Origin of the sequence: Mesorhizobium calcicola (assembly GCF_042682105.1) — a bacterium.
In the GTDB taxonomy this organism is placed as follows: Bacteria; Pseudomonadota; Alphaproteobacteria; order Rhizobiales; family Rhizobiaceae; genus Mesorhizobium; species Mesorhizobium calcicola.
On record NZ_JBHUGY010000020.1, the window covers coordinates 167,785 to 183,163 of the forward strand.

The 15,379-nt window shown below is 64.8% G+C and carries 17 protein-coding genes; 10 read left to right on the top strand and 7 right to left on the bottom strand.

Annotation, left to right across the window (positions count from 1 at the left end):
• Nucleotides 1-46: 46 nt before the first annotated feature.
• The 4 genes from ACFSQT_RS12835 to ACFSQT_RS12850 are packed head-to-tail and all read left to right on the top strand — an operon-like array spanning nt 47 to nt 3,751.
• Complete coding sequence (locus ACFSQT_RS12835) at nt 47-751, top strand: CerR family C-terminal domain-containing protein (protein ID WP_379019043.1); 705 nt, start codon at nt 47-49, stop codon at nt 749-751.
• The gene (locus tag ACFSQT_RS12840; RefSeq protein ID WP_379019045.1) at nt 748-1,701 is read left to right on the top strand and encodes an HlyD family secretion protein; all 954 of its coding nucleotides are present in this window, start codon (nt 748-750) and stop codon (nt 1,699-1,701) included. The genes ACFSQT_RS12835 and ACFSQT_RS12840 overlap by 4 nt, the downstream gene beginning before the upstream one ends.
• Nucleotides 1,698-2,618: an ABC transporter ATP-binding protein gene (locus ACFSQT_RS12845; RefSeq protein ID WP_379019047.1), complete on the top strand. Its 921-nt coding sequence runs from the start codon at nt 1,698-1,700 to the stop codon at nt 2,616-2,618. The genes ACFSQT_RS12840 and ACFSQT_RS12845 overlap by 4 nt, the downstream gene beginning before the upstream one ends.
• Nucleotides 2,615-3,751, top strand: coding sequence for an ABC transporter permease (locus ACFSQT_RS12850; RefSeq protein WP_379019049.1), 1,137 nt, complete (start codon nt 2,615-2,617; stop codon nt 3,749-3,751). Before ACFSQT_RS12845 ends, ACFSQT_RS12850 begins: the two co-directional genes overlap by 4 nt.
• Before the next feature lie 83 nt (nt 3,752-3,834).
• Here ACFSQT_RS12850 and ACFSQT_RS12855 read toward each other — a convergent pair whose 3' ends face one another.
• Nucleotides 3,835-4,797 (bottom strand): threonine/serine dehydratase, encoded by a 963-nt coding sequence (locus ACFSQT_RS12855; RefSeq protein ID WP_379019051.1) that lies wholly within the window; start codon nt 4,795-4,797, stop codon nt 3,835-3,837.
• A 149-nt stretch (nt 4,798-4,946) separates the two neighbouring features.
• On the bottom strand, nt 4,947-5,270 hold the full coding sequence (locus ACFSQT_RS12860; protein WP_379019053.1) for a hypothetical protein: 324 nt from the start codon (nt 5,268-5,270) through the stop codon (nt 4,947-4,949).
• A gap of 172 nt (nt 5,271-5,442) precedes the next feature.
• On the opposite strand from ACFSQT_RS12860, the gene mbfA reads away from it, so the two are divergent.
• Nucleotides 5,443-6,426, top strand: coding sequence for an iron exporter MbfA (gene mbfA / locus ACFSQT_RS12865; protein ID WP_379019055.1), 984 nt, complete (start codon nt 5,443-5,445; stop codon nt 6,424-6,426).
• A gap of 165 nt (nt 6,427-6,591) precedes the next feature.
• Here the strand turns inward: mbfA and ACFSQT_RS12870 are convergent, their stop codons facing one another.
• The 3 genes from ACFSQT_RS12870 to ACFSQT_RS12880 form a co-directional block, all read right to left on the bottom strand.
• Nucleotides 6,592-6,936, bottom strand: coding sequence for an antibiotic biosynthesis monooxygenase family protein (locus ACFSQT_RS12870; RefSeq protein WP_379019057.1), 345 nt, complete (start codon nt 6,934-6,936; stop codon nt 6,592-6,594).
• The gene (locus tag ACFSQT_RS12875; protein ID WP_379019059.1) at nt 6,933-7,265 is read right to left on the bottom strand and encodes an NIPSNAP family protein; all 333 of its coding nucleotides are present in this window, start codon (nt 7,263-7,265) and stop codon (nt 6,933-6,935) included. Before ACFSQT_RS12875 ends, ACFSQT_RS12870 begins: the two co-directional genes overlap by 4 nt.
• 92 nt (nt 7,266-7,357) lie before the next feature.
• Nucleotides 7,358-7,573, bottom strand: a complete 216-nt coding sequence (locus tag ACFSQT_RS12880) for a DUF1127 domain-containing protein (RefSeq protein WP_379019061.1) — start codon at nt 7,571-7,573, stop codon at nt 7,358-7,360.
• Nucleotides 7,574-7,642: 69 nt separating this feature from the next.
• Between ACFSQT_RS12880 and ACFSQT_RS12885 the strand changes: the two genes are divergently transcribed.
• Complete coding sequence (locus ACFSQT_RS12885) at nt 7,643-8,317, top strand: ArsR/SmtB family transcription factor (RefSeq protein ID WP_379019063.1); 675 nt, start codon at nt 7,643-7,645, stop codon at nt 8,315-8,317.
• A 256-nt stretch (nt 8,318-8,573) separates the two neighbouring features.
• On the opposite strand, the gene ligD is transcribed toward ACFSQT_RS12885, so the two are convergent.
• Both ligD and ku read right to left on the bottom strand, forming a co-directional pair.
• Entirely contained in the window at nt 8,574-11,114 is a 2,541-nt protein-coding gene (gene ligD, locus ACFSQT_RS12890; RefSeq protein WP_379019065.1) for a DNA ligase D, read from the bottom strand.
• A gap of 12 nt (nt 11,115-11,126) precedes the next feature.
• Nucleotides 11,127-11,999, bottom strand: a complete 873-nt coding sequence (gene ku, locus ACFSQT_RS12895; protein ID WP_379019067.1) for a non-homologous end joining protein Ku — start codon at nt 11,997-11,999, stop codon at nt 11,127-11,129.
• 377 nt (nt 12,000-12,376) lie between these two features.
• Here ku and ACFSQT_RS12900 point away from each other — a divergent pair, with 377 nt between their 5' ends.
• From ACFSQT_RS12900 to ACFSQT_RS12915, 4 genes are all read left to right on the top strand, one after another.
• Nucleotides 12,377-12,523, top strand: coding sequence for a hypothetical protein (locus ACFSQT_RS12900; protein ID WP_379019069.1), 147 nt, complete (start codon nt 12,377-12,379; stop codon nt 12,521-12,523).
• A 179-nt stretch (nt 12,524-12,702) separates the two neighbouring features.
• A complete protein-coding gene (locus ACFSQT_RS12905) occupies nt 12,703-13,131 on the top strand; it encodes a thiol-disulfide oxidoreductase DCC family protein (RefSeq protein WP_379019071.1) in 429 nt (142 codons plus the stop codon).
• Nucleotides 13,132-13,158: 27 nt separating this feature from the next.
• Nucleotides 13,159-14,874 carry an SDR family oxidoreductase gene (locus ACFSQT_RS12910; protein WP_379019073.1) on the top strand — a complete coding sequence of 572 codons (1,716 nt, stop codon included), beginning with the start codon at nt 13,159-13,161 and terminating at the stop codon, nt 14,872-14,874.
• Nucleotides 14,875-15,008: 134 nt separating this feature from the next.
• Complete coding sequence (locus tag ACFSQT_RS12915; RefSeq protein ID WP_379019075.1) at nt 15,009-15,377, top strand: YciI family protein; 369 nt, start codon at nt 15,009-15,011, stop codon at nt 15,375-15,377.
• Nucleotides 15,378-15,379: the final 2 nt, after the last annotated feature.

The following is a 15,379-nucleotide window of genomic DNA, read 5'->3' on the forward strand; positions in this document are numbered from 1 at the left end:
TGACTCACAGATTGACTTTAATCAATCGATTGATTAAAGTACACCAATGATCAAGTCACCAGACAGCAAAAACCGCCGCCGCGAAGCGTCTCCCGCCGAGACGACGCGCGCTGCCCTCGTCCAGGCGGCGCTGAAACTGTTCGGCCGGCAGGGTTTTCACGGCACCTCGACGCGCGAGATCGCCGCTGAGGCGCAAGCCAATATCGGCTCGATCGCCTATCATTTCGGTGGCAAGGAAGGCCTTCGCGCCGCCGCCGCCGACTTTATCGTCGAGACCATCCAGGCGGTTGCCGGCGAGGCGCTCGGCAATGTGCAGGCTCCTGCGCCGGCCAGTCCGGAGGCGGCGCAAGCGCTGCTCTTCGCGGCGCTGGAGCGGATGGTCGGCTTTGTCGTGGCAAGTCCGCAGGCCGGCGAGATCGTCCAGTTCGTGCTGCGCGAGCTTTCCCATCCGACGGCAGCCCTCGACCGCATCTATGATGGCGTGTTCGAGCCGACGCACCGCCGGCTGTGCCAGCTCTGGGAACAGGCGACGGGTGAGCCGGCCGAAAGCGAGGCCACAAGGCTCACCGTGTTCACGCTGATCGGCCAGGTCATCTATTTCCGCATCGGCCGCGAGGCGGTGATGCGCCGCATGGGCTGGACCGACATCGGCGCCGCCGAGGCTGCCAAGGTGGTGGCGGCCACATCGGGCAATCTCAAGGCCATATTGGCTGCCCGGAAGGCGCCTGGGATGAAGGGGCAAAGACCTTGAGTTTTCTGTGTTCGCTGCCGCTCGCCGCGCAGCTTTTCAGTGCCTGCGCACCGGCGGCCCCGCTGGCCGTCGGCTATGTCGAGGGCGACTATGTGCTGCTGGCGCCGATCGAGGTGGCGCAGGTCGAGACGGTCACGGTCAAGCGCGGCGACCGTGTGGTGCCCGGCACGACCGTGGTGACGCTGGAAAGCGCCGATGCCAGGATCGCGGTTGCGCAGGCAGAGGCCGGCCTTGCCCAGGCCCAGGCGCAATTGGCCGACCTGCAAATCGGCAAGCGCGCGGAAGAGATCGCGGTGCTCAAGGCCGAGGTCGACATGGCCAGCGCCCAGGCCGCCGACGCCAAGCGCAAATACGACCGCGCCGCCGATCTGTTCAAGCGCGGCGCCGGCACGCAGGCCGATTTCGACACCGCGTCCGCGAAACTGGAGACGGCCAACGCCCAGCTCGGCCAGGCCAATGCCAATCTCGCCGTCGGCGGCCTGCCGGCGCGCCCCGAGACGATCAAGGCCGCCGACAATCAGGTCAAGCAGGCACAGGCGACTCTCGAGCAGGCGCAATGGCGGCTGTCGAAGCGGGTGCTGGCCTCGCCTTCGCCGGGCCGCGTCAACGATGTCATCCGCAATCCGGGCGACACCGCCGGCCCGACCGCGCCGGTCATTTCGATCCTGCCCGATGGCGCCGTTAAGCTCAGCGTCTACATCCCGGAAGCCGCCTTCTCCTCGGTCAAGGTCGGCACCTTGCTCGGCGTGCACTGCGACGGTTGCGGCCCGGAGGTGAAGGCGCGGGTCAGCTACGTCTCGCCGGATCCTGAATTCACGCCACCGGTGATCTATTCGCTCGAGAACCGGCAAAAGCTGGTCTACCTAGTCGAGGCACGGCCGGAGGGCGACGCCGGACCGCTGCAGCCGGGCCAGATCGTTGATGTCGTTCTCGCGGATGGCGCAAAATGAACGCCATCGACGTCCATGGCCTGGTCAAGCGCTTTGGCGATAGGACCGTCGTCGACCATGTGACGATGACGGTCGCCGAAGGCGAGATCGTCGGCTTTCTCGGGCCCAACGGTTCGGGCAAGACCACCACCATCCGCATCATGTGCGGCCTGCTGACGCCCGACGAGGGCGAAGGCACGGTGCTCGGCTTCGACATCCGCACCGACAGCCTGCGCATCAAGCGCGAAGTCGGCTACATGACGCAGAAATTCTCGTTCTACGAGGATCTGACGATCGGCGAGAATCTCGAATTCGTGGCGCGGCTCTACCGGCTGAAGCCGGTCGAGGAGCATGTGGCGCGCACATTGGAGGACCTCGGCCTGACGTCGCGCCGCAACCAGCTGGCCGGCACCTTGTCGGGCGGCTGGAAGCAGCGGTTGGCGCTGGCCGCCTGCATCATGCACAAGCCGAAGCTGCTGTTGCTCGACGAGCCGACGGCCGGCGTCGATCCGAAGGCGCGGCGCGAGTTCTGGGACGAGATCCATCGCCTCGCCAGCAGCGGGCTGACCGTGCTGGTCTCCACCCACTACATGGACGAGGCCGAGCGCTGCCACCGCATCAGCTACATTTCCTACGGCAAGATGCTGGCCACCGGCACCGTTGCCGAGGTGGTGAAGAATGCTGGACTGACCACCTTTGTCCTGCAGGGCCCGCGCCTCGACCAGGTGGCCGAAGCACTTCAGGGCCGCCCTGGTGTCGACCAGGTGGCGCCGTTCGGCGCGACGCTGCATGTCGTCGGCTCCGATGGCAGGAAGCTCAAAGCCGCACTCGCCGATGTCGAGAAAAAGCACAAGGGCGTGACGGTATCGCCCGGCGAAACCAGCCTCGAGGACGTCTTCATCCAGTTCATGTCCGGCTCGAAGGACAACATGGCATGAACAACGTCTTTTCCTTCGCCCGGCTTGGCGCGCTGCTGATCAAGGAGTTCATCCAGATGCGGCGCGACCGCATCACCTTCGCCATGATGCTGGGCGTGCCGCTGATGCAGCTGGTGCTGTTCGGCTATGCCATCAACAACGACCCGAAAAGCCTGCCGGCGGCACTGGTGGCGACGAGCAGCGACCCCTATACGCGCGCCATGGTCTCGGCCCTGCAGACCACCGGCTACTACCGTTTCGACCATGTCTCGCAAAGCGCGGCCGACGCGGAATTCCTGATGTCGCGCGGCGATGTCGCCTTCGTCGTCACCATCCCCGCCGATTTCGCCCGGCGGGTCGAGCGCGGCGACAGCCCGCAGATCCTGATCGAGGCCGACGCCACCGACCCGGCCGTCGCCAGCGGCGCCATCTCGACGCTCGGCACCGTCGCCAGCCAGGCGCTGCTTAGGGCGCGCGGCATGCAGGAGGCCGCCGCCGAGGCCGCCCTTGGCCAGCTCGAAGTGGTGGTGCACCGGCGCTACAATCCCGAAGGCATCTCGCAATACAACATCGTGCCCGGCCTGCTCGGCGTCATCCTGCAGATGACGATGGTGATGATGACCTCGATCGCGCTGACGCGCGAGACCGAGCGCGGCACGATGGAAAACCTTCTGGCGATGCCGTCGAGCCCGCTCGAGATCATGCTGGGCAAGGTGCTGCCCTATCTGGCGGTCGGCGGCGTGCAGGTGGTGGTGGTGCTGGCGGCGGCGAAGCTTCTGTTCGCCATACCATTCACCGGATCGACGTCGCTTCTGTTGACCGCCGTGCTGATCTTCGTGCTGGCGCTGGTGCTGCTCGGCTATACGATCTCGACCATAGCCCGCACGCAGATGCAGGCGCTGCAGCTCACCTTCTTCTTCTTCCTGCCGTCGATCATGCTGTCGGGCTTCATGTTCCCCTATCGCGGCATGCCAGGCTGGGCGCAGACGTTCGGCGAGATCCTGCCGCTGACGCATTTCCTGCGCATCATCCGCGCGGTCATGCTGAAGGGCGCCGAACTGCTGGCGGTGGCGACGGAGATCGGCTGGCTGGTGGTCTTCGTGGCGCTATTTGCCGGCGTCGCGCTGGTCCGGTTCCGGCGGACGCTGGACTAGGGTCAGGCCGTATGCCGGCGGGACAGGTGGGAGGGATCGGGGCGGTCCCTACTCGTGCGCCGCTGCGTTGTTCGATCGCCACCCTACGCCGCCGCCATGATCTCCGCATAAGTCCCGAAATCGACATTGCCGCCGGACAGCACCACGGCAACGCTTTTGCCGGACAGCTCGATCTCGCCCGATGACAGGGCTGCCAGCGCCACGCAGCCGCCGGGCTCGACCACCAGCTTCAGGTAGGCCATGGCGTCGCGCATCGCCTGGGCCGTCGCCTTGTCGGAGACGGCAATGCCGCCGGCGAGGTTCCTGCGGTTGATCTCGAAGGTGATCACGCCGGGCTCGGCGGTCAGGATCGCATCGCAGATCGAGCTGTGGCCCGGCTCGTTCGAAACCCTGGTGCCTGCGGCCAGCGAGCGGCGGGTGTCGTCGAAATGCTCGGGCTCCACCGCCCAGACCGCGGTGTCCGGCGAGGCGTCCTTGACCGCAACGGAAATGCCGCTCGACAGGCCGCCGCCGCCGCAGGGGATCACCACCGCGTCGAGGCTGACGCCAAGCGCTTTCGCCTGGGCCATCAATTCGAGGCCGATCGTGCCCTGTCCGGCGATGATGGCCGGGTCGTCGAAGGGCGGCACCAGCACCATGCCTTTGTCGATGTAAGGGCGCACCACGCTCATGCGGTCGAAGGGCACCACCTCCGCCCCCATCTTGCGGACATTGCCGATCTTCATCGCCGGCGCATCGGCCGGCATGGCGATGACCGCCTTGACGCCGAACATCGCCGCCGACGCCGCGACGCCCTGCGCATGATTGCCCGACGAGAAGGCGACGACGCCACGGCCGCGCTCTTCCTCGCTCAGCGACGACAGCTTGTTGTAGGCGCCGCGGAACTTGAACGAGCCGGTGCGCTGCAGTGTCTCCGGCTTGAACAGGATGCGGGCGCCGAAACGCTTGTTCAGCTCCTGCGATTCGATCAGCGGGGTTTCGACGATCAGTCCGGAAAGCCGGGCCGCGGCGCGGTGGATGTCTTCTATGCCGGGAGGGATGGTCATGACGAGCCCTGCGAAGATGTGGTCCGGCCATGGTGCACGGAAACGGCCGCGCGACACCAACGAAAAATGTGACCGTTACAAATTCAATCGCGGGAACGGCACTTACTCTCGTTCAGCCGCAACCTTGGAAATTGCCGAAGCCATGTCCCCTATCCCAGCAGCGCCCGCTGCCGCTTTGTTCCACCAAGCTTGCGCCAGGTGTTGAAGCGATGGGTGGCGGCGGCGAAGGAGATCTTCATCTGCTGGGCGACCGAATAGCGCGACTTGCCTTCGTCGAACATGCGGTAGCAGCACTCCACGCCTTCTTCGGTCAACTTGCCGTCCGGGGCCTTGTTGTGCGGGTTGGCCGGATCGAATTTCTCGACCTGCTGTTCGACCAGGCCTTTCAGGCGCTGCAGATCGGCCTCGATGCTGGCGATGAGATCGAGAACGGGCTTGGGGTCATAATGGTGCGGAGGCTGTTTTACCGTCATCTGCGGGATCCCTTTCTTAGGTTGGTCCCACATATAGGTGAACATTCACTGATAATGAAGGGTCAGCTTCGTGCGCGGGCTTCAACTATTCTTGACCGCGACCCCGGCGCGCATTGACCTGGGCCACTTCAAACTCTAGTTTAGAATTATTCTAAACTAGAGTGAATTCCTCATGCTTTCCCGTGTTTTCGGCTTTGGCCGCCGACCCTTCGAATCGCTCTCCGAACAGGAGATCCTGGCGCTGGCCATTTCGTCCGAGGAGGACGACGGGCGCATCTACCGGGCCTACGCCGACGGGCTGACCGAAAACTTTCCGCAATCGGCGAAAGTGTTCGAGGAGATGGCCGAGGAAGAGGACGGCCATCGCGACGCGCTGATCGAGCTTTTCCGCAAGCGGTTCGGCGAGCGCATTCCGCTGATCCGGCGCGAGCATGTGAAAGGCTACTTCGAGCGCAAGCCCGACTGGCTGGTGAGGCCGCTCGGCATCGAGCATGTGCGCAGCCAGGCCGAGGAGATGGAGCGGCGCGCTTATCTGTTCTACGTCGAGGCGGCAAAGCGCACCACCGATGCCTCGACCAGAAAACTGCTCGACGATTTGGCGCTGGCCGAGCAGGGCCATGAAACGCTGGCGCAGCGTCTGGAGCAACAGCACGTGCCGGGCGAAGTGAGGGACGAAGAGGCCGTTGCCGAGCAGCGCCAGTTCATCCTCACCTATGTGCAGCCGGGGCTGGCCGGACTGATGGACGGGTCGGTGTCGACGCTGGCGCCGATCTTTGCCGCCGCCTTTGCCACGCATGACACCTGGCAAACGCTCCTGGTCGGGCTTGCCGCCTCGATCGGCGCCGGCATTTCGATGGGCTTCACCGAAGTCGCGTCCGACGACGGCAAGCTGTCGGGCCGCGGCTCACCGGTCAAGCGCGGCCTGACCGTCGGCATCATGACAACGCTCGGTGGGCTGGGCCACGCGCTGCCCTATCTCATCCCGCAATTCTGGACGGCGACGGCGGTCGCGGCGGTGGTGGTGTTCTTCGAATTGTGGGCGATCGCCTTCGTCCAGAACCGCTACATGCAAACGCCCTTCCTGCGCGCCGCCTTCCAGGTGGTGCTGGGCGGCGCGCTGGTCTTCGCGGCGGGGGTGCTGATCGGGAATGCTTAGTTTCTTCCCTTCCCCCCTTGTGGGGGAAGGTGGATCGGCGCGTAGCGCCGAGACGGTTGAGGGGTGCTGGACGGAATGAGGCGTTGGTGTCCTCTGGAACACACCTCATCCGGCCGCTTCGCGGCCACCTTCTCCCCCAGGGGGAGAAGGAACAAACGCTAACCTTCACCCATTCACCGCCCGGCTATCCGCAGGCGCCTCGGCCCTCTCCGTCAGCCCGTAATCGCGCACGACATGGGCAATGCGCAGGCGGTAGCCGGCAAAGATACCGCCACGGCCGGCTTTCTGCGCCTGCCGGTGCTCCTCGGTGTTGCGCCAGGCCTCGACCGCTTCCTCGTCGCGCCAGAACGACAGCGACAGGATGCGGTTTGGATCGGCCAGACTCTGGAAGCGCTCGATCGAGACAAATCCGTCGATGCCGTCGAGCAGCGGCCGAAGGTCGGCGGCGATGCCGAGATAGGCATCTCGTTTGCCTGCCGCCGGCTCGACCTCGAAGATGACGGCGATCACGGCAGCACCAGTTTGGCGTGCGGGCCGGAAGCCAGTTTCAGAAACATGCGGTCCTCCCTATGGATGAACTTTTCGCGGCGAGCGAATTCGTAGTTTGCCTTGCCGGCGGGATCGGCGGCAAGGCGCGCGCGATACGCCTCGTAGGCCGCCAGGCTGTCGATGTTGTAGGCGGCATAGGCTGTCGTGGCCGAGCCCTCGTGCGGCGCGAAATAGCCGATCAGGTCGGCGCCGCAGCGCGGAATGGCCTGGCCCCAGTTGCGGGCATACTCCTCGAAGGCGGCCTTGCCGAACGGGTCGATCTCGTAACGGATGAAGCAGGTGATGGTCATGGTCGTCTCCTTTGGAGTGTGTTTTCGCGTCGATAGTTCGAGCGTCGTCGAAACGTTGTGTCGCCCGATCTGCTAGGCAATTGTCCCTGCGGTCATGCCTGCCAGAAGGATTTCGCGCATTCGCGGCGCACGTCTTGCGGCGTCAGGCCGAGATCGCGCAGCAAATGGTCGTCGATCTCGGCAAGGTCGAGACGCTGCAGATGGCGGTCATACCAGCGGGCCAAAAGCCGCGAACGGAACCAGGTGACGACTGGGAACGATCGGCGGGCATGGAACGGTGCAGGGTTGGAAGCGGTTCGTGCTGTCATCGTCTGTCTCCTTGATCTGGTTGGAGAATAATGCTTACCTGACAAGAATGCTTCGATGAGGAACGAACTATGCGTGAGGGACCCGACATCGCCCGCATCGCCAGCCTGGTTGGCGACCCGGCGCGGGCAAACATGCTCAACGCGCTGATGGGCGGCACGGCTTTGACGGCGAGCGAACTGGCGCTCGAGGCCGGCGTGTCGCTGCCGACGGCCAGCTCGCATTTGTCGAAACTGATGGAGGGCGGCCTGCTGACGCTGGCCAGCCAGGGCCGGCATCGCTATTTCGGCCTCGCCGGGCCGCAGGTGGCGGGCATGATCGAGGCCATCACCGGTGTCGCGGAAGCCGTTGGCCCGAAGCGCGTGCGGCCAGGCCCGCGCGACGGCGCCATGCGCGTGGCGCGCGTCTGCTACGATCACCTCGCCGGCGAGCAGGCGGTGGCGATGCTCGATCGTCTGGTCGAGAGAGAGATACTGCTGCGCGACGACCAGGAGATCAGGCTCGGGCCATCGGCGGCATCGCATTTCGCTGCCGTCGGCATCGATGTCGATGCCAGGCCGCGCCGGCCGGTCTGCCGCGCCTGCCTCGACTGGAGCGTGCGCCGTTCGCACCTCGCCGGCACGCTGGGCGCTGCCATCCTCGACAAGATCCTCGCCGAGAAATGGGCGCGCCGGGAGAAGGACAGCCGCGCGGTCATTTTCTCGCCGCCGGGCAAGCAGGCGTTCGAGAAGATGTTTCTGGGCTGAGATGTTGGGCTGGTTCCCGGCATCGTTGGCGGGACAGCATCCCCCTCTGGCCTGCCGACCATCTCCCCCGCAAGGAGGGAGATTGGCTGTCATCTTGGCTTTCGCCAATCGTCAACGTCGCAAGACGAGCTCTGCGAGTGAAACTGTCGATCTCCCCCCTTGCGGGGGAGATGTCCGGCAGCACAGAGGGGGTGGGAAGGATCGCTACGTCTGCCATCAGGCTGACGTTACATTCAAAGCTCCCGCTTGACCTAGATCAGCCGCGCTTCAACACCTTCCCCTGCTTGAAAAAATCCACCCACGGATCGGCTTCGGCCAGCCGCTTCAGCGTCGTCTTGTCGCCGATCGGGAAAGCGTTCGGCGCCAGCCCGGCCTCGATCTCGGCCCAGGTCACCGGCATCGATACGGTGGCGCCCTTCTTGGCGCGCGACGAATAGGGCGCGACCGTCGTCGCGCCCCGGCCATTGCGCAGATAGTCGACGAAGATCTTTCCCGTGCGCGCCTTTTTCGACAGCGTCGCCGTGTAGCGGTCGGGAGCGGCCTGCTCCAGCGCCTTGGCGAAATCATGGGTGAAGGTTTTCACCGCTTCCCAGTCCGCCGAAGGTTTCAGCGGCACCACGACATGGTAGCCCTTGCCGCCCGACGTCTTGACGAAGTTCGGCAGCGACAGCTCGTCGAGCTTGCCTCTGATATCGAGCGCCGCCTCGCGCACCGCCTTGACGTCGACGCCTTCATCGGGGTCGAGATCGAAGATGATCTGGTCCGGCTTTTCCAACTCGTCGACGGTGCAGCCCCAGATGTGGATCTCGACCACGCCGTATTGGACCAGCGCGGCAATCCCGTCGAAATCGCGGATGAACAGGATCTCCTCGCCGTCGATCGGGTCCTTCATCCGGGCGATCTTGTCGCTCATGCCGGCCGAGGCATGTTTCTGGAAGAAGCGCGGGCCACCGACGCCGTCCGGCGCGCGCACCAGGCTGAGCGGCCGGTTGACGATGAACTGCTCCATGCGCGGCCAGACCTGTGCATAGTGGTCGAGCAGGCCCTGCTTGGATATTTTCTCCTCGGGCCACAGCAGCTTGTCGGGGTGGGAGAGTTTTACGCTGGTCGTCATTGTGCCGGCAGGTTTGGAAGCGCCGCTTGATGCCTGCCTCGCCTTGGCCGGGCTCTTGCCTGTCGCTGGCTTCCCTGTCGAAGACTTCCCTGTCGAAGGCTGGGGCTTTTCCTGCACGACTTCCTCCGCCGGCTTGTCCTCACGCAATCCCTGGAACGAGGCATGGCGTATTATATGGTCGGATGTCCAGCTGCGGAACTCCACTTCGCCGACAAGCTCCGGCTTGACCCAGACCAGGCCCTTGCCCTTCGGCGCAGCCGTGTCGAAGGGCGACGACTTTGCCTTCAGCGCGTCGAGTTTCGCCTTCAGGCCGGTGGCGCTCCTTGCGGAGAAACCGGTGCCGACGCGGCCGGCATAACGCAGCCCGTCGCCTTCATGATAGCCGACCAGCAGCGAACGCAATCCGCGCCCGATCTTGTCCGACGGCAGATAGCCGCCGATGACGAATTCCTGCCGCGCCGTGCATTTCGACTTCACCCAGGACGGGCCGCGCCCGCTGCGATAGGGCGCATCGGCGCGCTTGGAGACGACGCCTTCCAGCCCCATCCGGCAGGCATGCTCCAGCATGATCTTGCCGGGTTCGGCGAAATGGTCGGAGAAACGGACCGCCGAATTCTCCGGCTGCTTGCCAAGCAGGTCCTGCAGGGCCTGCTTGCGCTCGACCAGCGGCTCGCCGCGCAGATCCTCGCCGTCGAGCCGCATCAAATCGAAGACATAGTAGATGAAACGATCCCTCCGCTTCGCCGACAGATCGGCCTGCAGCAGCGCGAAGGACGACACGCCGCTGTCGGCCAGCACGACGATCTCGCCGTCGATGATGGCGTCGGCGCATTTCAGTCCGGCGAGTTCGGCGGCGATCGCACCGCCGAACTTCTCCGTCCAGTCGAGGCCGGTGCGGGTCAGCAGCCGCACCTCGGTGCCGGCAATCTGCGCCTGCATGCGATAGCCGTCGAACTTCACCTCGTGCAGCCAGTCCTTGCCCGGCGGGGCGTCCCGCTCCAGCGTGGCAAGCTGCGGCTCGACAAAGTCGAGGCGCCTGCCGGCTTTCGCCTTGCCGGCGGCCGGCTTGTTCGAATGCCAGACCTTCGGCCTCTCGCCCTTGGCTGCCTTGCCCTCGCCGACCTCCTCGATCGTCAGGCCCGACTTCACCGATTCAGGCGCCTCCTTGAGAATGTCCTCGCCGGGGCGCGCGGCGGCATCGTCCGACTTGATCAGCAGCCAGTTGTCGCGCTTTTCGCCCGCGCGCGGCTTCAGCCTGACCAGATGCCAGAGCCCGTGCAATTTGTGGCCTTTGAGCTCGAAGCTGATATGGCCCTTTTTCATCGCCTTGGCCGGGTCGATCTCGGGGATCCAGGTGCCCTCGTCCCAGACGATGACCGAGCCGCCGCCATATTCACCTTTGGGAATGGTGCCCTCGAACGGCGCATAGTCTATCGGGTGGTCCTCGACATGCACGGCCAGCCGTTTCTCATGCGGGTCGAGGCTCGGGCCGCGCGTCACCGCCCAGCTCCACAGCACACCGTCATGCTCCAGGCGAAGGTCGTAATGCAGCCGGGTCGCTGCGTGCTTGTGGATGACGAAGATGCCGCCCGCCTTGGCGTTCTTGCCGCGCGCGACCTTGCCGGCCGGTTCGGATGTTTTCTTGAAATCGCGCTTGGCGTGATATTGTTCGAGGCTGGCCATGGCTTCGTGTCCTCAGGCCGATTTGCGCTTGGGTGCGCCGGCTTTCGGCTTGGTGCGTTTGGCTTCCGATTTGGCCCTCGCCGTCGAGGAAGCCTTCGATGAGCCGGCATCCGACGAAAGGCTCTTCTTCAGCGCCTCGAACAGGTTGACGACGTTGGACGGTTTGGGAGCGGCCTTGGCCTTCGGCGCCTTCTTGCCGGCCTTCTTGGCACGGATCAGCTCCAGCAGCGCATTCTCGTATTTGTCCTCGAATTTCGAGGGATCGAACTTCGCTTTCTTCTTGTCGATGATCAGCTCGGCCAGATCGGTCATTTCCTGGTCGGTCTTCACCGATTCGATATCGCCGAAGACGGTGTCCGGCTGGCGCACCGTGTTGTCGTAACGCAGCGTGGTCAGCACCATGCCCTTGCCGAGCGGCTCGATCACCACCGGGCGCTCGCGTTGATAGAGCACGATGCGCGCCAGCCCTGCCATCTTCTTGCCCGCCATGGCATCGCGGATGACGGCGAACGCCTCCTCCGACACCTTGTCGGCCGGCGCGACATAGTAGGGCGTGTCGAGATAGATCTGCTCGATCGAGGCTTTGTCGACGAACCCATCGAGCGCCATCGTGTGCGACGACTCGATCTGCACCGCCTCGATCTCGTCTTCCTCGATATGGACGAAATCGCCATCGTTGACTTCGTAGCCCTTGATCTCGTCGCCGTCGCCGAGCGGCTTGCCGGTTTCGGCATCGACGTAGATGCGTTTCACCGTGTTGCCGGTCTTGCGGTTCAGCACCCGGAACGAGACCTTCTCGGTGTGGGTGACGACATTGGTCAGCTCGACGGCACAGGTGACCAGCGACAGCTTCAGATAGCCCTTCCAGGCCGGACGCGGCGCCATGATATCTTCCCTTCCAGGACCAGATGAAGGTGAGAACGGACAGACCCCGCTCCAGTTCCGCCACGCACGACGATCTGGACGGCAAGGCGCGCCTGAGGCGCTGCGTCGGTCAGCACGGAAATTTCACGGGCGCGGCAAAAATTGAAACAGAACAGCGCGTAGGCGACATTCAAACGAAACATATGTGATGCAAAAGTCACACTGGGCGGAATGCCGACAAACCACATGGAAAGACCCCGAATCAGCCGCATTCCAGCCACGAACCAAGGCCTTTTCGACCAGATATTAACATCGTGTTCACCGACTATTCACGCCTCGACGCTATGATGACCGCAATTCGGAAGGGACATCCGAAAATCGGGACAGGGACAGGTAAAATGAACTTCCTCGCGCATCTCATCGGCTATGCCGCCGCCATCCGCGAATTCGTCGCGCCGACCTATCGGCCGGAGCGCTACTACATGCGCGGCCCCGGCCCGGCCAGCGCCCGTCGTGGCAGCTCGCTCGGCGTGAGCGAGCGCTGACCATGACCTTCGAGAGCCGTCACGACAGCCGGATCTGCAGGCCGGCCGCCTCTACCCGCGCCACCACCTATCGCGCCGAGCGTCCGGCTCTTGCCGACAGGCGGCGTGCGACATCGCCACGGCTTTGATGCCGCGCCCGGCTGGCTTAGTGTCTTAGGGCACAAGCAGCCGAGGCCCGCGTGACCGACCTTCCCAAGTCAAGCAGTCCCTCTGAATATCCTCTGATCGTCTTCGACGGCGTCTGCGTGCTGTGCTCCGGCTTCGTGCGCATGGTGGTCAGGCTCGACCGCCAGAACCGTTTCCGCTTCGCCACCGCGCAATCGCCGTTCGGCGAAGCGCTTTTCCGGCAGCACGGCCTGCGCACCGATTCCTACGAAACCAATCTCGTCCTCGTCGACGGTGCTGCCTTCACGCAGCTCGACAGCTTCGTTGCCGTCATGGCCGAGCTCGGCTGGCCGTGGCGGATGGCAAAAATCCTGTTGCTGCTGCCGCGCCCGCTGCGCGACTGGCTTTACGATCGCATCGCCAGGAATCGCTATGCCCTGTTCGGCAGGAAGGACAGTTGCGACATCCCGCCTCCCGGGCTGAGGGAGCGGTTTCTTGGTTAGAAAGCGTGGCTCCGGGGGAAGCAGCGGATGAAACTTCTCATTGTCGGCGGCTACGGCACCTTTGGCGGCCGCATCGTCCAGTTGCTGGAAAACGAGCCGCGCCTCACCCTGATCGTCACCGGCCGCTCGCTGGCCAGGGCCGAGGCCTGGTGCCGCGGCCGTCGCGCTGTCGCGGCGCGGCTGGTGCCGGCGGTGTTCGACAGGGATGGCGACCTCGCCGCTCAACTGGCGTCGCTGCGCCCCGACACGCTGGTCGATGCCAGCGGCCCGTTCCAGGCCTATGGCGAGGGGCGCTACCGCCTGGTCGAGGCCTGCATCGCCAAGCGCGTCAACTATCTCGATCTCGCCGATGGGTCGGATTTCGTCGCCGGCGTGCCGGATTTCGACGCGGCGGCGAAGCAGGCCGGGCTTTTCGTGCTGTCGGGTGTCTCCAGCTTTCCGGTGCTGACGGCGGCGGTGGTGCGCCGGCTGGCATCCGATATGGCACGGGTCGACGCCATTCGCGGCGGCATCGCGCCGTCGCCCTTTGCCGGTGTCGGCGAGAACGTCATCCGCGCCATAGCAGGTTACGCCGGGCAGCCGGTCGCGCTGGTGCGTGACGGCGGCAAGGTGCTGGGCCATCCGCTCACCGAACAGATGCGCACCACGATCGCACCGCCCGGCCGCATGCCGCTCAACGACACGCTGTTTTCGCTCGTCGACGTGCCGGACCTGCGCGCGCTGGCGGAACTCTGGCCGCAAGCCAAAACCATCTGGATGGGCGCCGGACCGGTGCCGGAAGTGCTTCATCGCGCCCTGATCGGCCTCGCCTGGCTGGTGCGTCTGCGGCTGCTTCGCTCGCTGTCGCCAATGGCTCCGCTGATGCATTGGGCGACCAACCGGCTGCGCCGGGGCGAGCATCGCGGCGGCATGTTCGTCGAAGTCACCGGCGCCAGCCAGACCGGCACGCCGGTCGAACGCTCATGGCATCTGCTGGCCGAAGGCGACGACGGGCCGTTGATCCCGTCGATGGCGGTCGAGGCATTGGTGCGCAAGGCGCTGGATGGTCATTCGCCCACGGCCGGCGCACGGGCGGCGGTCCGCGATCTCGAACTCGAAGACTACGAAGCCTTGTTTGCCGCCAGGACGATCCACACCGGCTTTCACCACGACACCGAAGCGGCCAGCCCGGATCGACCGCTCTATGCCGACTTGCTCGGCGATGCCTGGCCGGGCATCCCCCGGGAAATCCGCGCCATGCATGGCCACGCGAGAATGGCCGAGGGCCGAGCCAGTGTGGAGCGGGGTCGAAACGTTGTTGGCCGGCTAATGGCATCGCTAATCGGGTTTCCCAAGGCGAGCGCCGATATCGCGGTCGAGGTTCGTTTCGACATCGACAAGGACGGCGAGACCTGGACGCGGACATTCGGCCCGCACAGCTTTTCCAGCCGCCAGTTTGCCGGTCGAGGCCGCTCGCATCGCCTGCTGTGCGAGCGCTTCGGCCCGCTGACCTTTGCCATGGCGCTGGTGACCGAGGACGGGCAGCTTAAGCTTGTCCTGCGCCGCTGGGCCGTTCTTGGGCTGCCGCTGCCGATGTGGCTCTGCCCGCGCTCGACATCGTTTGAGACCGTCGAGGGCGGCCGCTTCCGCTTCCATGTCGAGATTTCACATCCGCTCACCGGGCTGATCGTGCGCTATCGCGGCTGGCTGGAACCGGTGGATTCGCATGGTTCCAGTGAGACAGTGTCTGCACTTGCCGGTTAGCTGTCGGCGAGTCTGCTTGCGAAGTGCCCGATCAAAGCCGAAAGTTTTTTCCGCAGCCTGTCTAAATCGGGCGCTGCCGCGCGACATACGTCCGGCTCGCAATGACGCGGCCTTCAAAACCACGGGAGAAGACCATGCGATACATGCTTTTGATCTACGCCAACGAAGCCGCGATGGCGAACGCCTCGAACGAGGCGACCTACCAGATCAGCGCCGCCTATGGCGCCTATACCGAAGCGCTGAAGAAGTCGGGCGCGTGGCTGGCCGGCGACCGGCTGCGGCCGACCCAATCGGCGACCCTGGTGCGGATGGCCGATGGCAAGACCAATGTGCTCGATGGCCCCTATGCCGACACCAAGGAACAGCTCGCCGGCTTCTACATGATCGAGGTCGCGGATGCCGACGCCGCGATCGCCTGGGCCGCGCGCTGTCCTGCCGCCAGCAGCGGTACGGTCGAGGTGCGGCCGATCTGGGAACTGACCGAGTATCCGTCTGAGAGATGACC

Bases quoted from the DNA above. Each gene is read 5' to 3' on its own strand.
- ACFSQT_RS12835 (WP_379019043.1), top strand. From the start codon at position 47: ATGATCAAGTCACCAGACAGCAAAAACCGCCGCCGCGAAGCGTCTCCC.
- ACFSQT_RS12845 (WP_379019047.1), top strand. From the start codon at position 1,698: ATGAACGCCATCGACGTCCATGGCCTGGTCAAGCGCTTTGGCGATAGG.
- ACFSQT_RS12850 (WP_379019049.1), top strand. From the start codon at position 2,615: ATGAACAACGTCTTTTCCTTCGCCCGGCTTGGCGCGCTGCTGATCAAG.
- ACFSQT_RS12855 (WP_379019051.1), bottom strand. From the start codon at position 4,797: ATGACCATCCCTCCCGGCATAGAAGACATCCACCGCGCCGCGGCCCGG.
- ACFSQT_RS12860 (WP_379019053.1), bottom strand. From the start codon at position 5,270: ATGACGGTAAAACAGCCTCCGCACCATTATGACCCCAAGCCCGTTCTC.
- mbfA (WP_379019055.1), top strand. From the start codon at position 5,443: ATGCTTTCCCGTGTTTTCGGCTTTGGCCGCCGACCCTTCGAATCGCTC.
- ACFSQT_RS12875 (WP_379019059.1), bottom strand. From the start codon at position 7,265: ATGACCATCACCTGCTTCATCCGTTACGAGATCGACCCGTTCGGCAAG.
- ACFSQT_RS12880 (WP_379019061.1), bottom strand. From the start codon at position 7,573: ATGACAGCACGAACCGCTTCCAACCCTGCACCGTTCCATGCCCGCCGA.
- ACFSQT_RS12885 (WP_379019063.1), top strand. From the start codon at position 7,643: ATGCGTGAGGGACCCGACATCGCCCGCATCGCCAGCCTGGTTGGCGAC.
- ligD (WP_379019065.1), bottom strand. From the start codon at position 11,114: ATGGCCAGCCTCGAACAATATCACGCCAAGCGCGATTTCAAGAAAACA.
- ku (WP_379019067.1), bottom strand. From the start codon at position 11,999: ATGGCGCCGCGTCCGGCCTGGAAGGGCTATCTGAAGCTGTCGCTGGTC.
- ACFSQT_RS12900 (WP_379019069.1), top strand. From the start codon at position 12,377: ATGAACTTCCTCGCGCATCTCATCGGCTATGCCGCCGCCATCCGCGAA.
- ACFSQT_RS12910 (WP_379019073.1), top strand. From the start codon at position 13,159: ATGAAACTTCTCATTGTCGGCGGCTACGGCACCTTTGGCGGCCGCATC.
- ACFSQT_RS12915 (WP_379019075.1), top strand. From the start codon at position 15,009: ATGCGATACATGCTTTTGATCTACGCCAACGAAGCCGCGATGGCGAAC.